Annotated in this window: 14 protein-coding genes; 5 read left to right on the forward strand and 9 right to left on the reverse strand. The window is 71.2% G+C overall.

Features of this window, described 5'->3' with window-relative positions; translation table 11 throughout:
• The first annotated feature begins 119 nt into the window (after positions 1-119).
• Positions 120-713, forward strand: coding sequence for a hypothetical protein (locus AB4Z14_RS09165; protein WP_442274941.1), 594 nt, complete (start codon positions 120-122; stop codon positions 711-713).
• A 61-nt stretch (positions 714-774) separates the two neighbouring features.
• On the opposite strand, the gene AB4Z14_RS09170 is transcribed toward AB4Z14_RS09165, so the two are convergent.
• From AB4Z14_RS09170 to ligA, 6 genes are all read right to left on the reverse strand, one after another.
• Positions 775-1794: a branched-chain amino acid ABC transporter permease gene (locus AB4Z14_RS09170; protein WP_442274942.1), complete on the reverse strand. Its 1020-nt coding sequence runs from the start codon at positions 1792-1794 to the stop codon at positions 775-777.
• Positions 1791-2660 carry a branched-chain amino acid ABC transporter permease gene (locus tag AB4Z14_RS09175; RefSeq protein WP_442274943.1) on the reverse strand — a complete coding sequence of 290 codons (870 nt, stop codon included), beginning with the start codon at positions 2658-2660 and terminating at the stop codon, positions 1791-1793. The genes AB4Z14_RS09170 and AB4Z14_RS09175 overlap by 4 nt, the downstream gene beginning before the upstream one ends.
• Before the next feature lie 119 nt (positions 2661-2779).
• Positions 2780-4024 carry an ABC transporter substrate-binding protein gene (locus AB4Z14_RS09180; RefSeq protein ID WP_442274944.1) on the reverse strand — a complete coding sequence of 415 codons (1245 nt, stop codon included), beginning with the start codon at positions 4022-4024 and terminating at the stop codon, positions 2780-2782.
• Positions 4025-4180: 156 nt separating this feature from the next.
• Positions 4181-4972, reverse strand: coding sequence for an ABC transporter ATP-binding protein (locus tag AB4Z14_RS09185; RefSeq protein WP_442274945.1), 792 nt, complete (start codon positions 4970-4972; stop codon positions 4181-4183).
• Positions 4965-5729: an ABC transporter ATP-binding protein gene (locus AB4Z14_RS09190; RefSeq protein ID WP_235508594.1), complete on the reverse strand. Its 765-nt coding sequence runs from the start codon at positions 5727-5729 to the stop codon at positions 4965-4967. The genes AB4Z14_RS09185 and AB4Z14_RS09190 overlap by 8 nt, the downstream gene beginning before the upstream one ends.
• A gap of 256 nt (positions 5730-5985) precedes the next feature.
• Complete coding sequence (gene ligA, locus AB4Z14_RS09195; RefSeq protein ID WP_442274946.1) at positions 5986-8133, reverse strand: NAD-dependent DNA ligase LigA; 2148 nt, start codon at positions 8131-8133, stop codon at positions 5986-5988.
• Positions 8134-8262: 129 nt separating this feature from the next.
• Here ligA and AB4Z14_RS09200 point away from each other — a divergent pair, with 129 nt between their 5' ends.
• Positions 8263-9774, forward strand: a complete 1512-nt coding sequence (locus tag AB4Z14_RS09200) for a long-chain-fatty-acid--CoA ligase (protein ID WP_442274947.1) — start codon at positions 8263-8265, stop codon at positions 9772-9774.
• A 158-nt stretch (positions 9775-9932) separates the two neighbouring features.
• Positions 9933-11165 carry an Ig-like domain-containing protein gene (locus AB4Z14_RS09205; protein ID WP_442274948.1) on the forward strand — a complete coding sequence of 411 codons (1233 nt, stop codon included), beginning with the start codon at positions 9933-9935 and terminating at the stop codon, positions 11163-11165.
• A gap of 88 nt (positions 11166-11253) precedes the next feature.
• Here AB4Z14_RS09205 and AB4Z14_RS09210 read toward each other — a convergent pair whose 3' ends face one another.
• A complete protein-coding gene (locus AB4Z14_RS09210) occupies positions 11254-12234 on the reverse strand; it encodes a methionine synthase (RefSeq protein ID WP_442274949.1) in 981 nt (326 codons plus the stop codon).
• A gap of 84 nt (positions 12235-12318) precedes the next feature.
• Between AB4Z14_RS09210 and AB4Z14_RS09215 the strand changes: the two genes are divergently transcribed.
• Entirely contained in the window at positions 12319-13212 is an 894-nt protein-coding gene (locus AB4Z14_RS09215; RefSeq protein ID WP_442275372.1) for a GNAT family N-acetyltransferase, read from the forward strand.
• A 13-nt stretch (positions 13213-13225) separates the two neighbouring features.
• On the opposite strand, the gene mnmA is transcribed toward AB4Z14_RS09215, so the two are convergent.
• The gene (gene mnmA, locus AB4Z14_RS09220) at positions 13226-14332 is read right to left on the reverse strand and encodes a tRNA 2-thiouridine(34) synthase MnmA (protein ID WP_442274950.1); all 1107 of its coding nucleotides are present in this window, start codon (positions 14330-14332) and stop codon (positions 13226-13228) included.
• Complete coding sequence (locus AB4Z14_RS09225; protein ID WP_442274951.1) at positions 14329-15519, reverse strand: cysteine desulfurase family protein; 1191 nt, start codon at positions 15517-15519, stop codon at positions 14329-14331. The genes mnmA and AB4Z14_RS09225 overlap by 4 nt, the downstream gene beginning before the upstream one ends.
• 189 nt (positions 15520-15708) lie before the next feature.
• Here AB4Z14_RS09225 and AB4Z14_RS09230 point away from each other — a divergent pair, with 189 nt between their 5' ends.
• The gene (locus AB4Z14_RS09230; protein ID WP_442274952.1) at positions 15709-17226 is read left to right on the forward strand and encodes a S8 family peptidase; all 1518 of its coding nucleotides are present in this window, start codon (positions 15709-15711) and stop codon (positions 17224-17226) included.

Here is a 17226-nt window from a genome sequence, read left to right on the forward strand (position 1 = left end):
GGCCCGTGCACGGCATCGCGGGCCCCGTGCCGCGAAGTCCTCCGGTGCGAGGCGTGTCCTGCCGCGGGTGTCGCTCGTTGACCACGGCGGATCCACGAACCACCCAAGGAGAACCCTCGATGACGAGCCCCGCCAGCCCGACCACGACGACGACCGCTCCCAGGGAGAACGTGCCAGCGCCTCCCGCGGCCGAAGCTGCCGACCCGACCCCCACCGCCTCGGCCGGCCCAGCACCCACCCCGACGGCGAACGAGACGGCGACCGGGACGGCGACCGAGACGTCGACCGACGCACCGGCCGACCGGGCCTCCGCCAAGGCCGAGATGGCCGAGGTCGCGCCTCGGGCGCGCCGCTCCCCCGACGTGCGGGCCGGCGCCCGCCGCGCCGCGACCCTCACCGGGGCCGGCATCAGGCGCGTGCGCACCCTGCTCGGCGGCATCGTCTGGTTCGCGTGCCTGCTCGCCGCCACGGCGCTCCTGCTCGGAGCCGTCCTCGTCGTGCTGGACGCCAACACGCGCAACGCCCTCGTGGCGGCCGTGCTGCGCGCTGCCGACTGGGCCGACCTCGGCGTCTTCAGCCGCACCGCCGGCGTCAAGCAGTTCACCGGCGACGGCGCCACGGTCAAGAACGCCATCACCAACTGGGGACTCGCCGCCGTCGCCTGGCTCGTCGTCGGCCGCGTCGCCCTCCGCGTCCTGACGCCCCGGTCCTGACCGGTTGGAGGTATCCGCGCCGAAGGAACCGCCGCGCGGATACCTCCAACCGGTAGGTCTCTCAGTCGCGCTGCCTGCCGCGCCTCTCGAGGACGTAGCGGCGCAGGACGTTGCGCGCCGTGCCCCAGATGCCGTGCCGGAAGAGCAGGACGATGACGACGAAGATCGTGCCGGTGATGAGGCCGATGCCCTCGAAGCCCGAACTCGCGAGATAGTCCTCGAGCGTCACGACGACGCCGGCGCCGACGAGGCCGCCCCAGAGCGTCCCGATGCCGCCGAGGACCGTGATGAGCACGACCTTGCCCGACGTCGTCCACGTCAGCTCCTGCAGCGACGCGAACTGGTGGCTCACGGCGAAGACGCCGCCGGCGAGGCCGGCGAGCCCGGCCGAGATGATGAACGCCGTGATCTTGTAGCGCTCGACGTCGTAGCCGAGGGCGCGCGCCCGGGCCGGGTTGTCGCGCACGGCCGTCAGCACCCGACCGAAGGGCGAGTTGACGACGCGCCACGCGACGAGGATCCCGACGAGGATCATCGCGGCGCCGACGTAGTAGAAGTAGAACGGGTCGGTCTCGACCGCCTCGATGCCGAAGAAGTTCCTCGGGATGCCCTGCAGGCCGTTCTCGCCGCCCGTGAGGTCACGCGCCTGGTTGGCGATGAAGTAGAGCATCTGCGCGAAGGCCAGGGTGACCATGGCGAAGTAGATGCCGGTCCGCCGCACCGAGAGGTAGCCGATCGGCCAGGCGATGAGCATGGCGAAGACGGCGCCGCCGATGACGGCGACCGGGAAGGGCACGCCCCAGTGGGTGGCGATGAGCCCCGTGCAGTAGGCCGAGCCGCCCCAGAACGCGGCGTGGCCGAAGCTGAGCAACCCCGTGAAGCCGAGGAGCAGGTCGACGCTGATCGCGAAGAGACCCCAGCAGAGGATGTCCATCGCGACGGGCGGGTAGATCCAGTACGGCAGCATCACGAGCACGGCGAGGCCGGCTAGGAGCATGACGTAGCGCAGCGGGTTGCGCCGCGACAGGATCGAGGGCTGGGCCAGGTCGACGTCGACCTTGGCGGTCATCTGCTCGCTCATGCGACCTCCTCCCGTCCGAAGAGCCCCGAGGGCCGGACGAGAACGACGATCGCCATCAGCACGAAGATGACGATCTGGGCGTACGTGGGGGCGTAGGCGATGCCGTAGGCCTCGACGAGTCCGACGAGGAAGCCCGCGACCACCGCCCCGAGGATGGATCCGAGGCCGCCGATGACGACGACGGCGAACAGGATGATGATGAAGTTGCTGCCCATCTCGGCGGTGATGGCGCGGGTCGGGGCGGCCAGCACTCCGGCGAGGCCGGCGAGGGCGATGCCGAAGCCGAAGACGGGCGTGACCCAGAGCCCGACGTTGATGCCGAGGGCCCGCGTCCGGTCGGGCGCCTCGGTCGCGGCGCGCACGATCATGCCGATGCGCGTCTTCGTCAGCAGCAGCCCGACCGCCACGCAGACGACGACCGAGAAGACACAGGCGAAGATCGCGTAGACCGAGAGGTTGACCGAACCGACGGAGACCTGGCCGCCGAGTCCGGCGGGCACCTGGTAGGGCAGGCCCGAGACGCCGTAGCGCTGCTTGACCGCCTCGACGATCACCAGCGTGAGGCCGAACGTCAGCAGGAAGTTGTAGAGCGGGTCGAGCTCGAGCAACCAGCGCACGAGCAGGCGCTCCATGAGCACGCCGAACCCGAACATGAGGATCGGGACGATGACGAGCGCGGCCCAGAAGCCGACGTTCAGCTCGGCGAGCAGGACGGCGGACAGCACGGCGCCGAGCATGTAGCAGGCGCCGTGGGAGAAGTTGACGACCCCGAGGACGCCGAAGATGACGGCGAGGCCCAGCGCAGAGAGCGCGTAGAAGCCCCCGGCGGCGAGCCCCTGGAGGGTGTACTGGATGAATTCGCTCATGTCTCTCGCTCGGTTCGCGGTCGATCGGGCTGGGTGCGGCTGCCTCGACAGTCGCGCTGTGCCGTATGCCGTCCGGCGCGGCCGCGTGGGACGCGACCGGACGGCATACGCACCGGGTGTCAGCTCATCGAGCAGGCGGGGTTGGCCTCGCCGTAGGCCTCGGCGGCCGGGATCGTCTTCTCGATGTCCTCGTAGTCCCACTCCTCCGGGGCGGAGCTCTTGACCTTGGCGAGGTACACGTCGTGGATGACGGCGTGGTCGGCCTTGCGGATCTCGCCGTTGCGCAGGAAGACGTCGTTGATCTTCTTGCCCTCGAGCTTGCCGACGATGGTGTCGGCGTCGTCGGTGCCGGCCTCCTGCACGGCCTCGAGGTAGTTCATCGCGGCCGAGTAGTTGGCGGCGTGGGCGAACGACGGACGGGTGTTCGTCTTCTCCTTGAATCGGTCGGCCCACTTCTTGTTCTGCGCGTCGAAGTTCCAGTACCAGGCGTCGGTGAACTGGGTACCGGCGAACTGGTCGACGCCGAGCGAGTGGATGTCGGTGATGAACATCAGGCCGACCGCGAGCTGGACCTTGCCCTTGAGCGAGCTCTGGTTGAACTGCTTGACGAAGTTGATGAGGTCGCCACCGGCGTGCATCGAGCCGATGACGTCGGGGTCGCCCTCGCCGGCCTTGGTGATGAAGGTGGCGAAGTTGTCGCTCGGGAAGGGCGAGGCGATCGACTGGCCGACGGTGCCGCCCGCGGCGGTGATCTCCTTGGTGAAGGACTTGTTCATGTCCTGGCCGAAGGCGTAGTCGGGGTAGACGATGTTCCACTTCTTGCCGCCGGCCTTGGTGATCGTGCCGGCCGTGCCGCGCGCCAGGACGCTCGTGTTGTACGCCCAGTGGAAGGTGTACTTGTTGCAGCTCGCGCCCGTCAGCGCCGTCGTGCCGGCGCCGATGTTGATGTAGAGCTTCTTCTTGTTCTTGGCCTGCGTGGCGACGGCGAGCGCGGCGGCCGAGTTCGGCACGTCGAGGATGATGTCGGCCTTCTGGCGGTCGTACATCTCCTGCGCCTTGGAGTTGGCGATGTCGGCCTTGTTCTGGTGGTCGGCCGTGACGATCTCGATGTCCTTGGCCACGGCCTTGTCGCCGTACTTGGCCTTGTAGTCCTCGATCGCCATCTCGATGGCGACCTTGCTGTTGGGACCGGACAGGTCCTTGTAGACGCCCGACTGGTCGTTGAGCAGGCCGATGACGACCTTGTCGTCGGTGAGCTTGCTCGAGCCGCCGGACTGGGGGCCGCCGGCCCCTCCGCACGCGGCGAGCGCGAGCGACGCGGTCGCGGCGATGGCGACGGTGCCTTGGACTGTCCTGCTACGCATGTCCCCTCCTGGGGTTGTGACGAGTGGTGACGTGTGGTGCGGGTGTGACGGGGTGCCACGGTGTGTGCGGTGTGTGCGGTGTGACGAGATGACGCGAGGGCGTCGTGACGACGGAGCCGGTGCGCCCGGGCGACGCGGCCGGGCGACGGGTGGGTGCTACATCCCGAGGTAGGTGAGCAGCTCGCCCTCGCGGGCGCGGAAGTCCTCGTTGTCGAGGTGCTCGACGACCTTCCCCTGCGCGAGCAGGTAGTGCCGGTCGGCGACCGTCGAGGCGAACTTGACGTTCTGCTCGACGAGGAGGACGGCGACCCCCTGGCCCTTGATCTCGCGGATGATCTCGCCGATGCGCTGGACGATGACGGGGGCCAGGCCCTCGCTCGGCTCGTCGAGCAGCAGCAGCCGTGAACCCATCCGCAGCACCCGGGCCATCGCGAGCATCTGCTGCTCGCCGCCCGAGAGCTTCGTCCCGGGGAAGTCGCGGCGTTCGTGGAGCACGGGGAAGAACTCGTAGACCCGCTCGAGCGGCCACGCGTCCGCGTGGACGACCGGCGGGAGCAGGAGGTTCTCGGCGACGGTGAGGCTCGCATAGATGCCGCGGTCGTCGGGGACCCAGCCGATGCCCGCGCGGGCCCGGGCGTCGGCCGACCGCTTGGCGAGGTCGGCGCCGTCCAGGGTCATCGTGCCCTCGATCTGCCGGTGCAGGCCCATGACCGAGCGCAGCAGGGTCGTCTTGCCGGCTCCGTTGCGCCCGACGAGGGTGACGACCTCACCGGGGGCCACGTCGATGCTGACCTCGGTGAGGACGCGGGCCTCGCCGTACCAGGCGGAGAGCCCGGACACCTCGAGCATCCGTGCGGCGTCACGCCCGGGGTTCCTGGCCTCCGGCGCACCGGCGCGGTCGGGCGCCGGCTGCTCCGTCGTCGTCGTGGCCGTCGTGTCGTCACTCATGGGCTGCTCCGAGGTATGCCGTGATGACCCGCTCGTCGGCGCGCACCTGCTCGTACGGTCCCTCCGCGAGCACCTGCCCCGACTGGAGCACGGTGACGCGGTCGGCGAGCGATCCGACGACGTGCATGTTGTGGTCGACGAAGACGACGGTCCGGCCTTCGGCGAGCTGCTTGACGAGGGCGATGGTGCGGTCGACGTCCTCGATGCCCATGCCCGCGGTCGGCTCGTCGAGGAGCAGCAGCTTGGGGTCAAGTGCCATGGCGATCGCGAGCTCGAGCGCGCGCTTCTGGCCGTAGGCCAGCGACGAGGCGGGTGCCCCGGCCCGGTCGGCGAGGCCGACCTGCTCGAGCAGCTCCATGGCGCGGTCCTTGAACGTGGCCATGCGGGTGACCGAGCGCCACCACTGCTTGCCCATGCCGGTCGGGCTGGCGAGGGCCAGCTCGAGGTGCTCGCGCAGGGTCATCGCCTCGAAGAGGCTCGTGATCTGGAAGGAGCGCGCGATGCCGAGCGGTGCGATCTGCTCCGGGGCCTTGCCGGTGATGTCCTCACCGTCGAAGAGCACGGCGCCGGACGTAGGGGTCAGGAAGCCGGTGAGCAGGTTGAAGAGCGTGGTCTTGCCCGCACCGTTGGGTCCGACGAGCGCGTGGACGGTGCCGCGGGCGACCGTCAGGTCGACCTCCGAGACGGCCCGGAAGCCACGGAACTCCTTGGTCAGGGCCCTGGTCTCGAGCAACGGGGTACCCGTCAAGACCTGCACCTCCTCGTGCGTCGCGCTCGGGTGAGCGTGGTGTCGGGCCGCGCCGGTCGGTGTGACGGGCGGGCGACGACTCCGGAAATCCGGGAAACTTCGGCAAAGCCTAGGAGGGCTGCACGCCGAAAGGACGGTGGGGACCCACACACCTGACGCGGTTCTGTGGGCTCGCGACACATGCGAGCCAGCCTCCGACCGGGCGGTCGCTGGTGCGGTCACCTGGGCTCGACGGGTGCGATCAGGTCCGACGGGGTCGGACGGGTCAGTCGGCCGCGCCCGTCTCGAGCAGGCGGCGGAAGCCGTCCTCGTCGAGGATCGTCAGCCCCAGCTCCTCGGCCTTGGCCGCCTTGGAGCCCGCGTTGGCGCCGATGACGACGAAGTCGGTCTTCTTCGACACCGAGCCGGAGGCCTTGCCGCCTCGGCTGATGATGGCTTCCTTCGTCTCGTCACGGGAGAAGCCCTCGAGCGAGCCGGTGACGACGACGGTCTTGCCCTCGAGCGTCCGCTCGATGGACTCGTCGACCTCGTCGGCCATCCGGACGCCGGCGTCGCCCCACTTGCGCACGATCTCCTGGTGCCAGTCGACCTCGAACCACGCGGTGACGGCCTCGGCGATGACCCCGCCGACACCCTCGGCCTGGGCGAGCTCCTCGGTCGACGCCGACCGGATCGCCTCCATCGAGCCGAAGTGGGTGGCCAGCGCCCGGGCCGCCGTGGGTCCCACGTGCCGGATGGAGAGGGCCACGACGACGCGCCACAGCGGCTGGGTCTTGGCCTTCTCGAGCTCGGCGAGCAGCTTGTCGCCACCCGCAGAGAGCACGCGCCCGTCGAGGACGGCCTCGTCCGGGTCGGTCTTCTTGGCGGCCCTCGTGTAGAGCGGGACCTGCGCGAGCTTCTCGCGGGTGAGGCCGTACTCCCCCGCGTGGGGGCTGTCGGGGGCCGGCGCGAAGAGGTCGCCCTCGTCGGTGATGACGCCCGACTCGAGCAGAGCGATCGAGCCCTCCCAGCCGAGGGCCTCGATGTCGAGACCGCCGCGTGCGGCGAGAGCGAAGACCCGCTCGCGCAGCTGGCTCGGGCACGAACGTGTGTTGGGGCAGCGGATGTCCTTGTCGCCCTCCTTCTCGGGGGCGAGCGGCGTGCCGCAGGCGGGGCAGTCGGTCGGCATGACGAAGGCGTGCTCGCTGCCGTCGCGCAGGTCGACGACGGGGCCGACGATCTCGGGGATGACGTCGCCCGCCTTGCGCAGCACGACCGTGTCGCCGATGAGCACACCCTTGCGCTCGACCTCGTACGCGTTGTGCAGCGTCGCCTGCTCGACCGTTGAGCCGGCGACGACGACAGGCTCCATGACGCCGTACGGGGTCACCCGGCCCGTGCGCCCGACGTTGACCCGGATGTCGAGGAGCCTGGTGTTGACCTCCTCGGGCGGGTACTTGAAGGCGATGGCCCACCGCGGCGCCCTCGACGTGGCGCCCAGCTGGCGCTGGAGGGCCACCTCGTCGACCTTGACGACGATGCCGTCGATGTCGTGGGCCCGGTCGTGGCGGTGCTCGCCGTGGAAGATCACGAACTCCTGCACGGCCGCGATGTCGGGCAGGACGCGCACCTCGTCGGAGGTGGGCAGACCCCAGGCGCGGAGGGCGGCATACCCCTCGCTCTGGCGCTCGATGTCGAAGCCGCGGCGCGCTCCGATGCCGTGGACGAGCATGCGCAGCGGCCGGGTGGCGGTGACCTTGGGGTCCTTCTGGCGCAGCGAGCCGGCAGCGGCGTTGCGCGGGTTGGCGAAGGGGGCCTTGCCCGCCTCGACGAGGCCCGCGTTGAGGTCGGCGAACGCCGCCGTCGGGAAGAACACCTCCCCGCGGATCTCGACGAGGTCGGGCACGTCGTCGCCCGCGAGCCGCTCGGGGATGCCCTCGATGGTGCGGACGTTGTGGGTGACGTCCTCGCCGGTGCGGCCGTCGCCGCGGGTCAGGGCGCGCACGAGGCGGCCCTTCTCGTAGAGCAGGTTGATGGCGAGGCCGTCGATCTTCAGCTCGGTCAGGAAGTGGGCGCCGTCGCCGACCTCGCGCTCGACGCGCTCGGCCCACGTCTGCAGCTCCTCGAAGGAGAAGGCGTTGTCGAGGCTCAGCATCCGCTCGACGTGGTCGACCGTCTCGAAGCCGGTCGCGAACGACGCACCCCCGACGTTCTGGGTCGGGCTCTCGGGCGTGCGCAGCGAGGGGTGCTCGTCCTCGATGGCGTTGAGCCGGCGGATCAGCGCGTCGTACTCACCGTCGCTGATGGTCGGCGCATCCTTGACGTGGTAGGCGAACTGGGCCGCCGCGGCCTGCTCGGCGAGCTCGGCCCACTCCTGGTGGACCTCGGTCGGGACGTCGTCGGTGACGGGCGTGGGGCCGCTGCTCTCGCTCACGCGCTCATCCTGCCAGCCGGTTCCGACGGTCACCCGCCCGATGACACTCCTCACGTGGCGGCGGGTCTGTTCACCGGGCGACCCAGCAGTGACAATGGGCCCGAGCCCGCCCCCTGCGAAGGAGCAGAGATGACCAACCTCGCCGCCAACCTCACCGCCACCGCGGCACGCGTCCCCGACAAGGTGGGCATCAAGCTCGACCAGGTCGAGCTGTCGTGGTCGGCGCTGCACCGCGCGGCGGCGGCCGTGGCCGGCCAGCTGCGTGCGGCTGGACTCGAGCCCGGCGACCGGGTGTCACTCATCCTCCCCAACGTGCCGGCATACCCCGTCGCCTTCTACGGCACCCTGCTCGCGGGCGGCGTCGTCGTGCCGATGAACCCGCTGCTCAAGTCGGGCGAGATCCAGTACTTCTACGAGGACAGCGGAGCCCGCTTCAGCTTCGTGTGGCCGGACTTCGCCGACGAGGCCGGGAAGGCTGCGGCCGAGACCGGGACCCGGCTGGTCGTGTGCGGTCCGATGGGGCCGGCCGACGGCCAGTTCGACGCGTCCGAGACGGCGGGCGCCCCGGTGCTCGAGCCGGTCGAGCGCGCCGACGACGACACCGCCGTGATCCTCTACACGAGCGGCACCACCGGCAAGCCCAAGGGAGCCGAGCTGACGCACTTCAACCTCCACCGCAACGCGGAGCGCTCGGCCACCGACATCATGGAGATCACCGAGGACGACGTCATCATGGGCTGCCTGCCCCTCTTCCACGTCTTCGGCCTCACGTGCGGGCTCAACACGTCGGTCCAGCGCGGCGCCACCCTGACGCTCATCCCCCGGTTCGACCCGGCCAAGGCCATCGAGGTCCTCGGCCGAGACCACGTGACGATCTTCCAGGGCGTCCCGACGATGTATGCCGCGATCCTCAACCACCCGAACGCAGACGAGGCCGACACGAGCAGCCTGCGCACGTGCGCCTCGGGCGGCTCGGCGATGCCCGAGGCCGTGATGAAGGCGTTCGAGGAGAAGTTCCACTGCCAGATCCTCGAGGGCTACGGCCTGTCCGAGACCTCCCCGGTCGCCTCGTTCAACATGCCCGACAAGCCGACGAAGCCGGGCACCATCGGCCGGGCCATCCCGGGCTGCGAGATGAAGCTCGTCGACCTCGAGGGCAACGACACCCCGGCGGGCGAGATCGGCGAGATCGCGATCCGCGGCGAGAACATCATGAAGGGCTACTGGAACCGGCCCGAGGCCACGAAGGAGGCCATCCCCGACGGGTGGTTCCGCTCGGGCGACCTCGCCACCGTCGACGACGAGGGCTACTACACGATCGTGGACCGCAAGAAGGACATGATCATCCGCGGCGGCTTGAACGTCTACCCGCGGGAGGTCGAGGAGGTCCTCTACACGCACCCCGACGTGCTCGAGGCCGCGGTCGTGGGTGTCCCCGACGACCTCATGGGCGAGGAGGTCGGTGCCGCCGTGGTGCTGCGGCCCGGCTCGACGGCGACGCTCGAGGACGTCCAGACGTTCGTCAAGGAGCGCCTGGCGGCCTACAAGTATCCCCGCCGCATCTGGTCGCTCGACGAGCTGCCGAAGGGTCCCACCGGCAAGATCCTGCGTCGCGAGGTGCGTCCGCGGACCACATCCTGACGCGCCGCCCGACCCTGCGACACGCAGGAGTTTGGACTCGCCGTACGTTTTGGCGTATTGCGCCGGATCGGTGACACTGGAGCAGGGTCACTATCGACGTGCCGCACCCCGTCCCGCCCTGGGACGCCCGGCGTCACGTCTGCGAAGGGTATTCACGCGTGAAGTTGAGCATCCGTTCCGCCGCAGTCTCGGGGATGGCCGTCCTGGCCATGCTCGGCGTCACGGCCTGCAATGCAACTGCCACGGCCGAGAACGGCAAGCCCGCGGGCACCTCCTCGGCGACCGCTGGTGGCACGACGTCGGCGGCACCCACGCCGACCACCGACCCGGTGGTCTTCAAGACGACCCCGGGCGACGAGTCCGAGGACGTGTCCGTCGACACGCGGGTCACCGCCTCGGCCGAGAAGGGCACGCTCAAGAAGGCCTCGCTCTCGTACAAGAGCAAGAAGGGCAACCGCATCCCCGTCGACGGCACCCTCGACGGCGGCACGTGGACCGCGTCCGACCTGCTCGAGCCCGGCGTCAAGTACACCCTCGACCTCACGGCCGAGGACTCCGACGGCAAGACCACCGAGTCGACGCAGACGTTCCGCACCGCGAACCTCACGCTCGACGACCAGGTCTACGTCGCCGTCTCCCCGCGTGACGGGGGCACCGTCGGCATCGGCATGCCGGTCGTCGCCCGCTTCGACCTCCCGGTCGTCGACAAGGCGAGCTTCGAGAAGCACATGAAGGTGACCTCGACCCCCGCCCAGGCCGGCTCCTGGTACTGGCTCAGCTCGCGCGAGGCGCACTGGCGTCCCAAGACGTACTGGAAGGCCGGCACCAAGGTGCACGTCGAGGCCAACCTCAACGGCGTCCCCGCCGGCGGCAACCGCTACGGACAGATGAGCCGGACCTCCGACTTCACCATCGGGCGTGCCGTCGTGGCCAAGGTCAACCTCAAGACGGACAAGCTGGACCTCTTCATCAACGGCAAGTGGACCAAGCGCATCCCCGTCACGGGTGGTCGTCCCGGCTTCGTCACCCGCTCGGGGGTCAAGGTCATCATGGACAAGCAGACCAACATCACGATGCGTGCAGAGACCATCGGCCTGAAGAAGGACGACCCCAACTACTACGCCGACACCCCGGTGAAGTACGCCATGCGCGTCACGAACTCGGGCGAGTTCCTCCACACGGCCCCGTGGTCGGTCGCCGACCAGGGCAAGCGCAACGTCAGCCACGGCTGCACGGGCATGAGCGACGCCAACGGCCAGTGGCTCTTCGGCCAGATGCAGATCGGCGACGTCGTCGAGACGACCGGCACCAGCCGTCCGATGACGATGGGCAACGGCTACTCGGACTGGAACCTCAGCTGGGCCAAGTGGACCGCGGGCTCCGCGCTCTGAGCTGACCACCGAGCTCACCGAGCAGAGGCCGGCCACCCTTCGGGGTGGCCGGCCTCTGCCGTTCAGGACGGGGAGCCGCCGGGGACGGTCAGCCGGCGCTGCGCTCCTCGAGCTCGCGGGCGGTCTCCACGGCTGCCCGCTGCACGGCCCTCGCGACCTCCGGTGAGGCAGTGGCCAGGCCGCACGCTGGCGTCACGACGACGTCCGCGAGCGACCGGAGCGGGAGGCCGGTCCGCGTCCACGCCCCGACGAGGTCGGCGGCCAGGTCCTGCGGTCGCGTCCGGCTCCCGTCGGTGGGCACGACGCCGGCATGGAGGCGTATGCCGTCCTCGACCCCGACGGCCACGCCCTCCCACTCGCGGGGGCGCAGCAGGGAGGTGTCGAGCGACAACGCGGTCGGCACGGTGGCCCGCAGGAGTGGCAGGGGTGGGCTGGCCGCACAGCAGTGCACGACCGTCTCGCCGTCGTGTGCCCGGAGCACCGTCGTCAGGCCGGCCGCGGCGACCTGGGGGTCGAGGCTCGGCAGGCGACCGAACCCCGACGAGGTCGGCAGCCGGCCGGCGAGCACGGTCGGGAGGCTGGGCTCGTCCACCTGGAGCACGATCCGCGCCCCGGGGACGAGGCTGCGCACGGCGGCGACGTGGACGCGTACGCCCTCGGCGAGGGACTCGACGAGATCACGGCTGGCGCCGTCGTCGACGATGACGCGCTCGCCGCGCGAGAGCCACACGTTGGCGGCGAGGGTCCACGGTCCGACGACCTGGAGCTTGAGTGGGCCGGTGTGCCCGTCGTAGGCCTCGGCGAGCTCGTCGAGGTCCTCGCGGAGCATCGCCGCCGTGCGTGACGCGTCGCGTCCGGGGCGGTCGACGAGCCGCCACCCGACGGGCTGGAGGTCGACGGGCAGCTCGACGAGCAGGCCTGCCGTGCGCCCGACCATGTCGGCTCCCGGCCCCCGTGCGGGCAGCTCGGGGAGGTAGGGCGCGTGGCCGTCCAGGATCTCGCGCACCTGCCGCACCGCGTCGCGCACCGAGGTGCCGGGCCAGGAGCCGATGCCGGAAGCGAGAGTCACCGCGCCAGCCTAGGCGCACCCGGAACGGGCCCCGCACCGCGAGGTGTGGTCGACGCCCCACCGGAGTCCGACGGCAGTAGCGTGATGCCGGTGCGCCGCCATGACTTCTCGGGACCCGCAGACCTGCGGGCGATGCAGGGCCTCGCCTCGCGGCTCTGGACACCCACCTCCCGCTTCCACCCCGGTCAGCTCGCGTGGAGCCGCTACTACCGGCCGGTCGACCCGATGGGTCTCGACGACGACGAGGCCATCGCTCTCTGGACCGACGGCGGCGAGGTCGTCGGCTTCGGCTGGGCCGAGGCACCGGACTGGTTCGAGCTCCAGGTCGACCCCGCGCGGCCCGACGTCGCCGCGGAGGTCGTCGACTGGTTCGAGGAGGTGAGCGACGCAGAGACGCAGTCGGCCCTCGTCATGGAGGGAGATGTCGCCGAGCAGGCCCTCACCGCAGCAGGATTCGAGCCGCACGCGGACGAGCCCTTCTTCACGCACCACGAGCTCGACCTCGCCGACCTACCGCCGGTGCCGGACGTCCCGGGCTACACCTTCCGTCACATCGAGCCGCACGAGGCCCGCGCCCGCGCTGCCGTCCACGCCGCCTCGTGGTCCGACGTGGGCCCGTCGAAGGTCGACGAGCGGGCCTACGAGCAGCTCATGGGCGCGTGGCCCTACCGCCACGACCTCGACTGGGTCGCCGTCGACGCCGACGACACCATGGTGGCCTCGGCCCTCGTGTGGCTCGACCCGGCCCACGGCGCGGGTCTCGTCGAGCCGGTGGGGTGCGTGCCCGAGCACCGCGGTCGCGGACTCGCAGGAGCCGTGACGCTCGCCGCCCTGCACCGGCTCGCCGAGGTGGGCGCCTCTGTCGCACAGGTGAGCCCGCGCGGCGACGACGACTACCCGGGTCCCCAGCGGCTCTACCGCGCCCTGGGCTTCCGACCGCGCGCCCGCACCGTCACGTGGCGCCGCTCGCTGGACTGAGGTCGCCTCCCGGCTACCCGACGGGGGTTCGCTCCAGCCGAGAGGCGGAGATCGTGGCCGAGCCGACGACCCGCGTGCCCTCGTAGAGCACGACGGACTGTCCCGGCGCGACGCCACGCACGCGGCCCTCGAGCCGCACCTCGACGCGGTCGCCATCGGCCCAGGCCGTCGCGGCATACTCCTCGCCGTGCGCACGCACCTGCGCGCCGACGTGCACGACGCCCTGCGGCGCCGGGCCGCACCAGCGGGCATGGTCGCCGGTGATCGCGTTGACGCCGAGCAGGTCGGCGGCGCCGACGACCACCTGGTTGGTCTCGGTGCGGACCTCGACGACGTAGCGCGGCTCGCCGTCGGCGGCGGGCCGCGAGAGGGCGAGCCCGCGGCGCTGTCCGACCGTGTAGGCGAAGGCCCCGGCGTGCTGGCCCACGACCTCACCGGACGTGTCGACGATGTCTCCGGGGGCCTCGCCGAGCTCGCGCGTCAGCCACCCCTTGGTGTCGCCGTCGGCGATGAAGCAGATGTCGTGGCTGTCGGGCTTCCTGGCGATGAAGAAGCCCCGCTCGGCCGCCTCCTCGCGGATCCGCGGCTTGGTCGTGTCACCGAGCGGGAAGAACGACCGGGCCAGCTGGTCGGCGTCGAGCACGCCGAGGACGTAGCTCTGGTCCTTGGCCATGTCGACGGCGCGGTGCAGCTCGCGCCGCACTCCCCCGTGCCCGTCGTCGGTCTCGACGACCTGGGCGTAGTGACCCGTGGCCACGGCATCGAAGCCGAGGGCCAGCGCCTTGTCGAGCAGGGCGGCGAACTTGATCTTCTCGTTGCAGCGCAGGCACGGGTTGGGCGTGCGCCCGGCAGCGTACTCGGCGCGGAAGTCGTCGACGACGTCGCGCTTGAAGCGGGCCGCCATGTCCCAGACGTAGAAGGGGATCCCGAGCACGTCGGCCACTCGACGGGCGTCGCCGGCGTCCTCGATGGTGCAGCAGCCGCGCGCCGACTCGCGCAGCGTCGCCGCGCTCTGGCTCAGGGCGAGGTGGACGCCGACGACCTCGTGACCGGCGTCGAGCATGCGGGCGGCGGCGACCGCCGAGTCGACGCCGCCGCTCATCGCCGCCACGACCCTCACGACGCGGTCGCCTCCCGCGCGCGGCGAGCGCGCTCGATGGCAGCGGGCATTGCGTCGACGAACGTGTCGACGTCAGCCTGGGTCGAGGTGTGCCCGAGCGTCAGGCGCAGGGCGCCCCGGGCGTCGCTCTCGGCGACCCCCATCGCGAGCAGCACGTGGCTGGGCTGGGGCACGCCGGCCTGGCACGCCGAACCCGTCGAGCAGGAGACCCCTGCAGCGTCGAGCAGGTAGAGCAGGGAGTCACCGTCGCACCCGGGCACGAGCAGGTGCACGTTGCCGGGGAGCCGGCTCACGCCGTCGCCGCGGCGCCAGACCCCGGACGGCCGGATGTCCGGGGCGATCGCCATGGCGCGCTCGATGAGCTCGTCGCGCAGCGCGACGAGGCGCGCCGACTCGGCCTCGATCGAGGCCGTGGCCTCGGTGAGCGCGGTGGCGAAGCCGACGATGGCGGGGGTGTCGAGGGTGCCGGACCGCACCTGCCGCTCCTGCCCGCCGCCGTGCGTCAGCGGGACGAGCTTCGCGTCACGGCGCAGCACGAGGGCGCCGACGCCGATGGGACCGCCGAGCTTGTGTGCGGTCACCGACATGAGGTCGGCCCCGCTCGCCTCGAAGTCGACGGCCAGGTGCCCGGCCGCCTGCACGGCGTCGGTGTGGAACGGCACCCCGAACTCGTGCGCGACGTCGGCGATGGCACGGACGTCCTGGACGGCCCCGACCTCGTTGTTGGCCCACATCACCGAGACGAGGGCGACAGAGTCGGGGTCGGACTCGATGGCGGCGCGCACGGTCGCGGGCTCGACGACACCCTCGGGCGTGCAGTCGAGCCACGTCACCTTGGCACCCTCGTGCGCGACGAGGAAGTCGACGCAGTCGAGCACGGCGTGGTGCTCGGTCGCGCCGACGAGGAGGCGCACCCGCGCCGGGTCGCGATCCCGGCGGGACCAGTACGTGCCCTTGACGGCGAGGTTGTCCGACTCCGTGCCACCGGAGGTGAAGACGATCTCGGAGGGCCGCGCACCGAGGCAGCGGGCGATCCTCTCGCGCGACTCCTCGACGGCCCGGCGCGCGGCGCGACCCGTGCGGTGCAGGGACGAGGCGTTGCCCACGACCGCCAGCTGCTCCGTCATCGCCGCGAGGGCGGCGGGGAGCATCGGCGTGGTCGCCGCATGGTCGAGATAGGCAGTCACCCACCGATTCTAGGACGCCCGGACACCCCGGCCGGACGGCCGCAGGACGAGGCGTCCACCCACTCCCGTGGGCGATGGCGTATGCCGTCCCGCCGGCTACCCGTGCGTAACCTCACACCGCGCCCCCTCGTTGGCCAGTCACGTCGCCACCCTCCACTGACGTGGGGTGGCCCAGCAGAGAGGGATCTCATGCGATTGACCGCCTCACGCCGCCTCCGTCTCGGAGCGGTCACCCTGGCAGCAGCCACCGCCCTGACCTCGACCACCGCCGCCGCCGCGGCGCCGGCCTCGTCCGGTCCGCAGTCCGCGCCGTCCGGCGTCGCTGCCGGCCTGCTGGGCACCGGCCAGGCCCGCGCACCGCTGTCGACGTGGCTCGCGCAGCACTGGTCGACCCTGTCCGCCGTCACGCCGACGACGGTGCTCGTCCACGCGACGGACATCGGGGCCGCACGCCGGGCCGCCGCCGCGTCCGGGCTCACGGTCCGCGACACCTACGACAAGATCGGTGTCGTCGTCGCGGCCGGGCTCCCCGTGCAGATCGACGCCGTGCGCTCCGTCCCCGGCGTCACGTACGTCGAGGGCAACCAGCCCATCGACATGTTCCTGTCGACGTCCAACACCGCCACCCGCGGCTCCGAGGCCCGGGCGACCCTCACGGGGGCGAACGGCACGGCCCTCGACGGCTCCGGTGTCAGCGTGGCCGTCATCGACTCCGGCGTCGACCCGACGCACCCGTTCCTCCAGAACGCCGACGGCACCTCTGCCGTCGTCAAGAACCTCAAGATGGTGTGCGATCCGCTCGAGCTGCTCCCCTGCCAGCCCGTCGACGCCGCCAGCCTCAACACCGACCTGCTCGCCGCAGGCGGTCACGGCATGCACGTCTCCGGCATCGTCGCCGGGCGCGACGTCACCCTGTCCGACGGCACGAAGATGCACGGGGCCGCCCCCGGCGCGAGCATCGTCAGCCTGAGCACCGGCGCCGTGCTGCTCATCGTCGGCGCCGACTCGGCGCTCAACTGGGTCCTCGAGCATCACGCCGCGCCCTGCGGCGCGGGCGTCCCGGCCAGCACCTGCCCGCCGATCAAGGTCACGAGCAACTCCTACGGACCGACGGGCGGCGGCGAGTTCGACCCGAACTCGGCGACGGTCAAGCTCCAGCGCGCGCTCGTCGGCGAGGGCGTCGTCTCGGTCTGGGCCAACGGCAACGACGGCGGCGACGGGTCCGCCAACCTCTCCAACCCTCCCGGCCAGGACCCGACGGGCGGCATCATCTCCGTCGCGTCGTACAACGACCAGGACACCGGCACCCGGGGCGGCACGGTCAGCGACTTCAGCTCGCGCGGCCGCTCGGGCCAGTTCGCCACCTACCCCGACATCTCGGCGCCGGGTGAGGGCATCACGTCGTCGTGCCGCATCTACCTGCCGATCTGCACGACGGGCGGCGACCCGCGCAACAACGGCGACTACAACACGATCAGCGGCACCTCGATGGCGACGCCGCACATCTCGGGCATCGTCGCCCAGCTCTTCCAGGCCAACCCGAGCGCGACGCCGGCCCAGGTCGAGGCCGCCATCAAGTCGACGGCCTCGAAGTACGCCGACGGAGCCGCCTACGTCAGCGATCCGGCCGGCAACGGCACGACGTCGTTCGACAAGGGTCACGGCCTCGTCGACGTCGTGGCGGCGGCCACCGCGATCCGTCCCTGA

This window comes from Terrabacter sp. 2TAF16, assembly GCF_052115065.1.
Lineage (GTDB): Bacteria > Actinomycetota > Actinomycetes > Actinomycetales > Dermatophilaceae > Terrabacter.

Coding starts and splice junctions, on each gene's coding strand:
- AB4Z14_RS09185 (WP_442274945.1), bottom strand. CDS start 4,972: ATGAGTGACGACACGACGGCCACGACGACGACGGAGCAGCCGGCGCCC.
- AB4Z14_RS09230 (WP_442274952.1), top strand. CDS start 15,709: ATGCGATTGACCGCCTCACGCCGCCTCCGTCTCGGAGCGGTCACCCTG.
- AB4Z14_RS09200 (WP_442274947.1), top strand. CDS start 8,263: ATGACCAACCTCGCCGCCAACCTCACCGCCACCGCGGCACGCGTCCCC.
- AB4Z14_RS09215 (WP_442275372.1), top strand. CDS start 12,319: ATGCCGGTGCGCCGCCATGACTTCTCGGGACCCGCAGACCTGCGGGCG.
- AB4Z14_RS09180 (WP_442274944.1), bottom strand. CDS start 4,024: ATGCGTAGCAGGACAGTCCAAGGCACCGTCGCCATCGCCGCGACCGCG.
- AB4Z14_RS09170 (WP_442274942.1), bottom strand. CDS start 1,794: ATGAGCGAGCAGATGACCGCCAAGGTCGACGTCGACCTGGCCCAGCCC.
- AB4Z14_RS09175 (WP_442274943.1), bottom strand. CDS start 2,660: ATGAGCGAATTCATCCAGTACACCCTCCAGGGGCTCGCCGCCGGGGGC.
- AB4Z14_RS09165 (WP_442274941.1), top strand. CDS start 120: ATGACGAGCCCCGCCAGCCCGACCACGACGACGACCGCTCCCAGGGAG.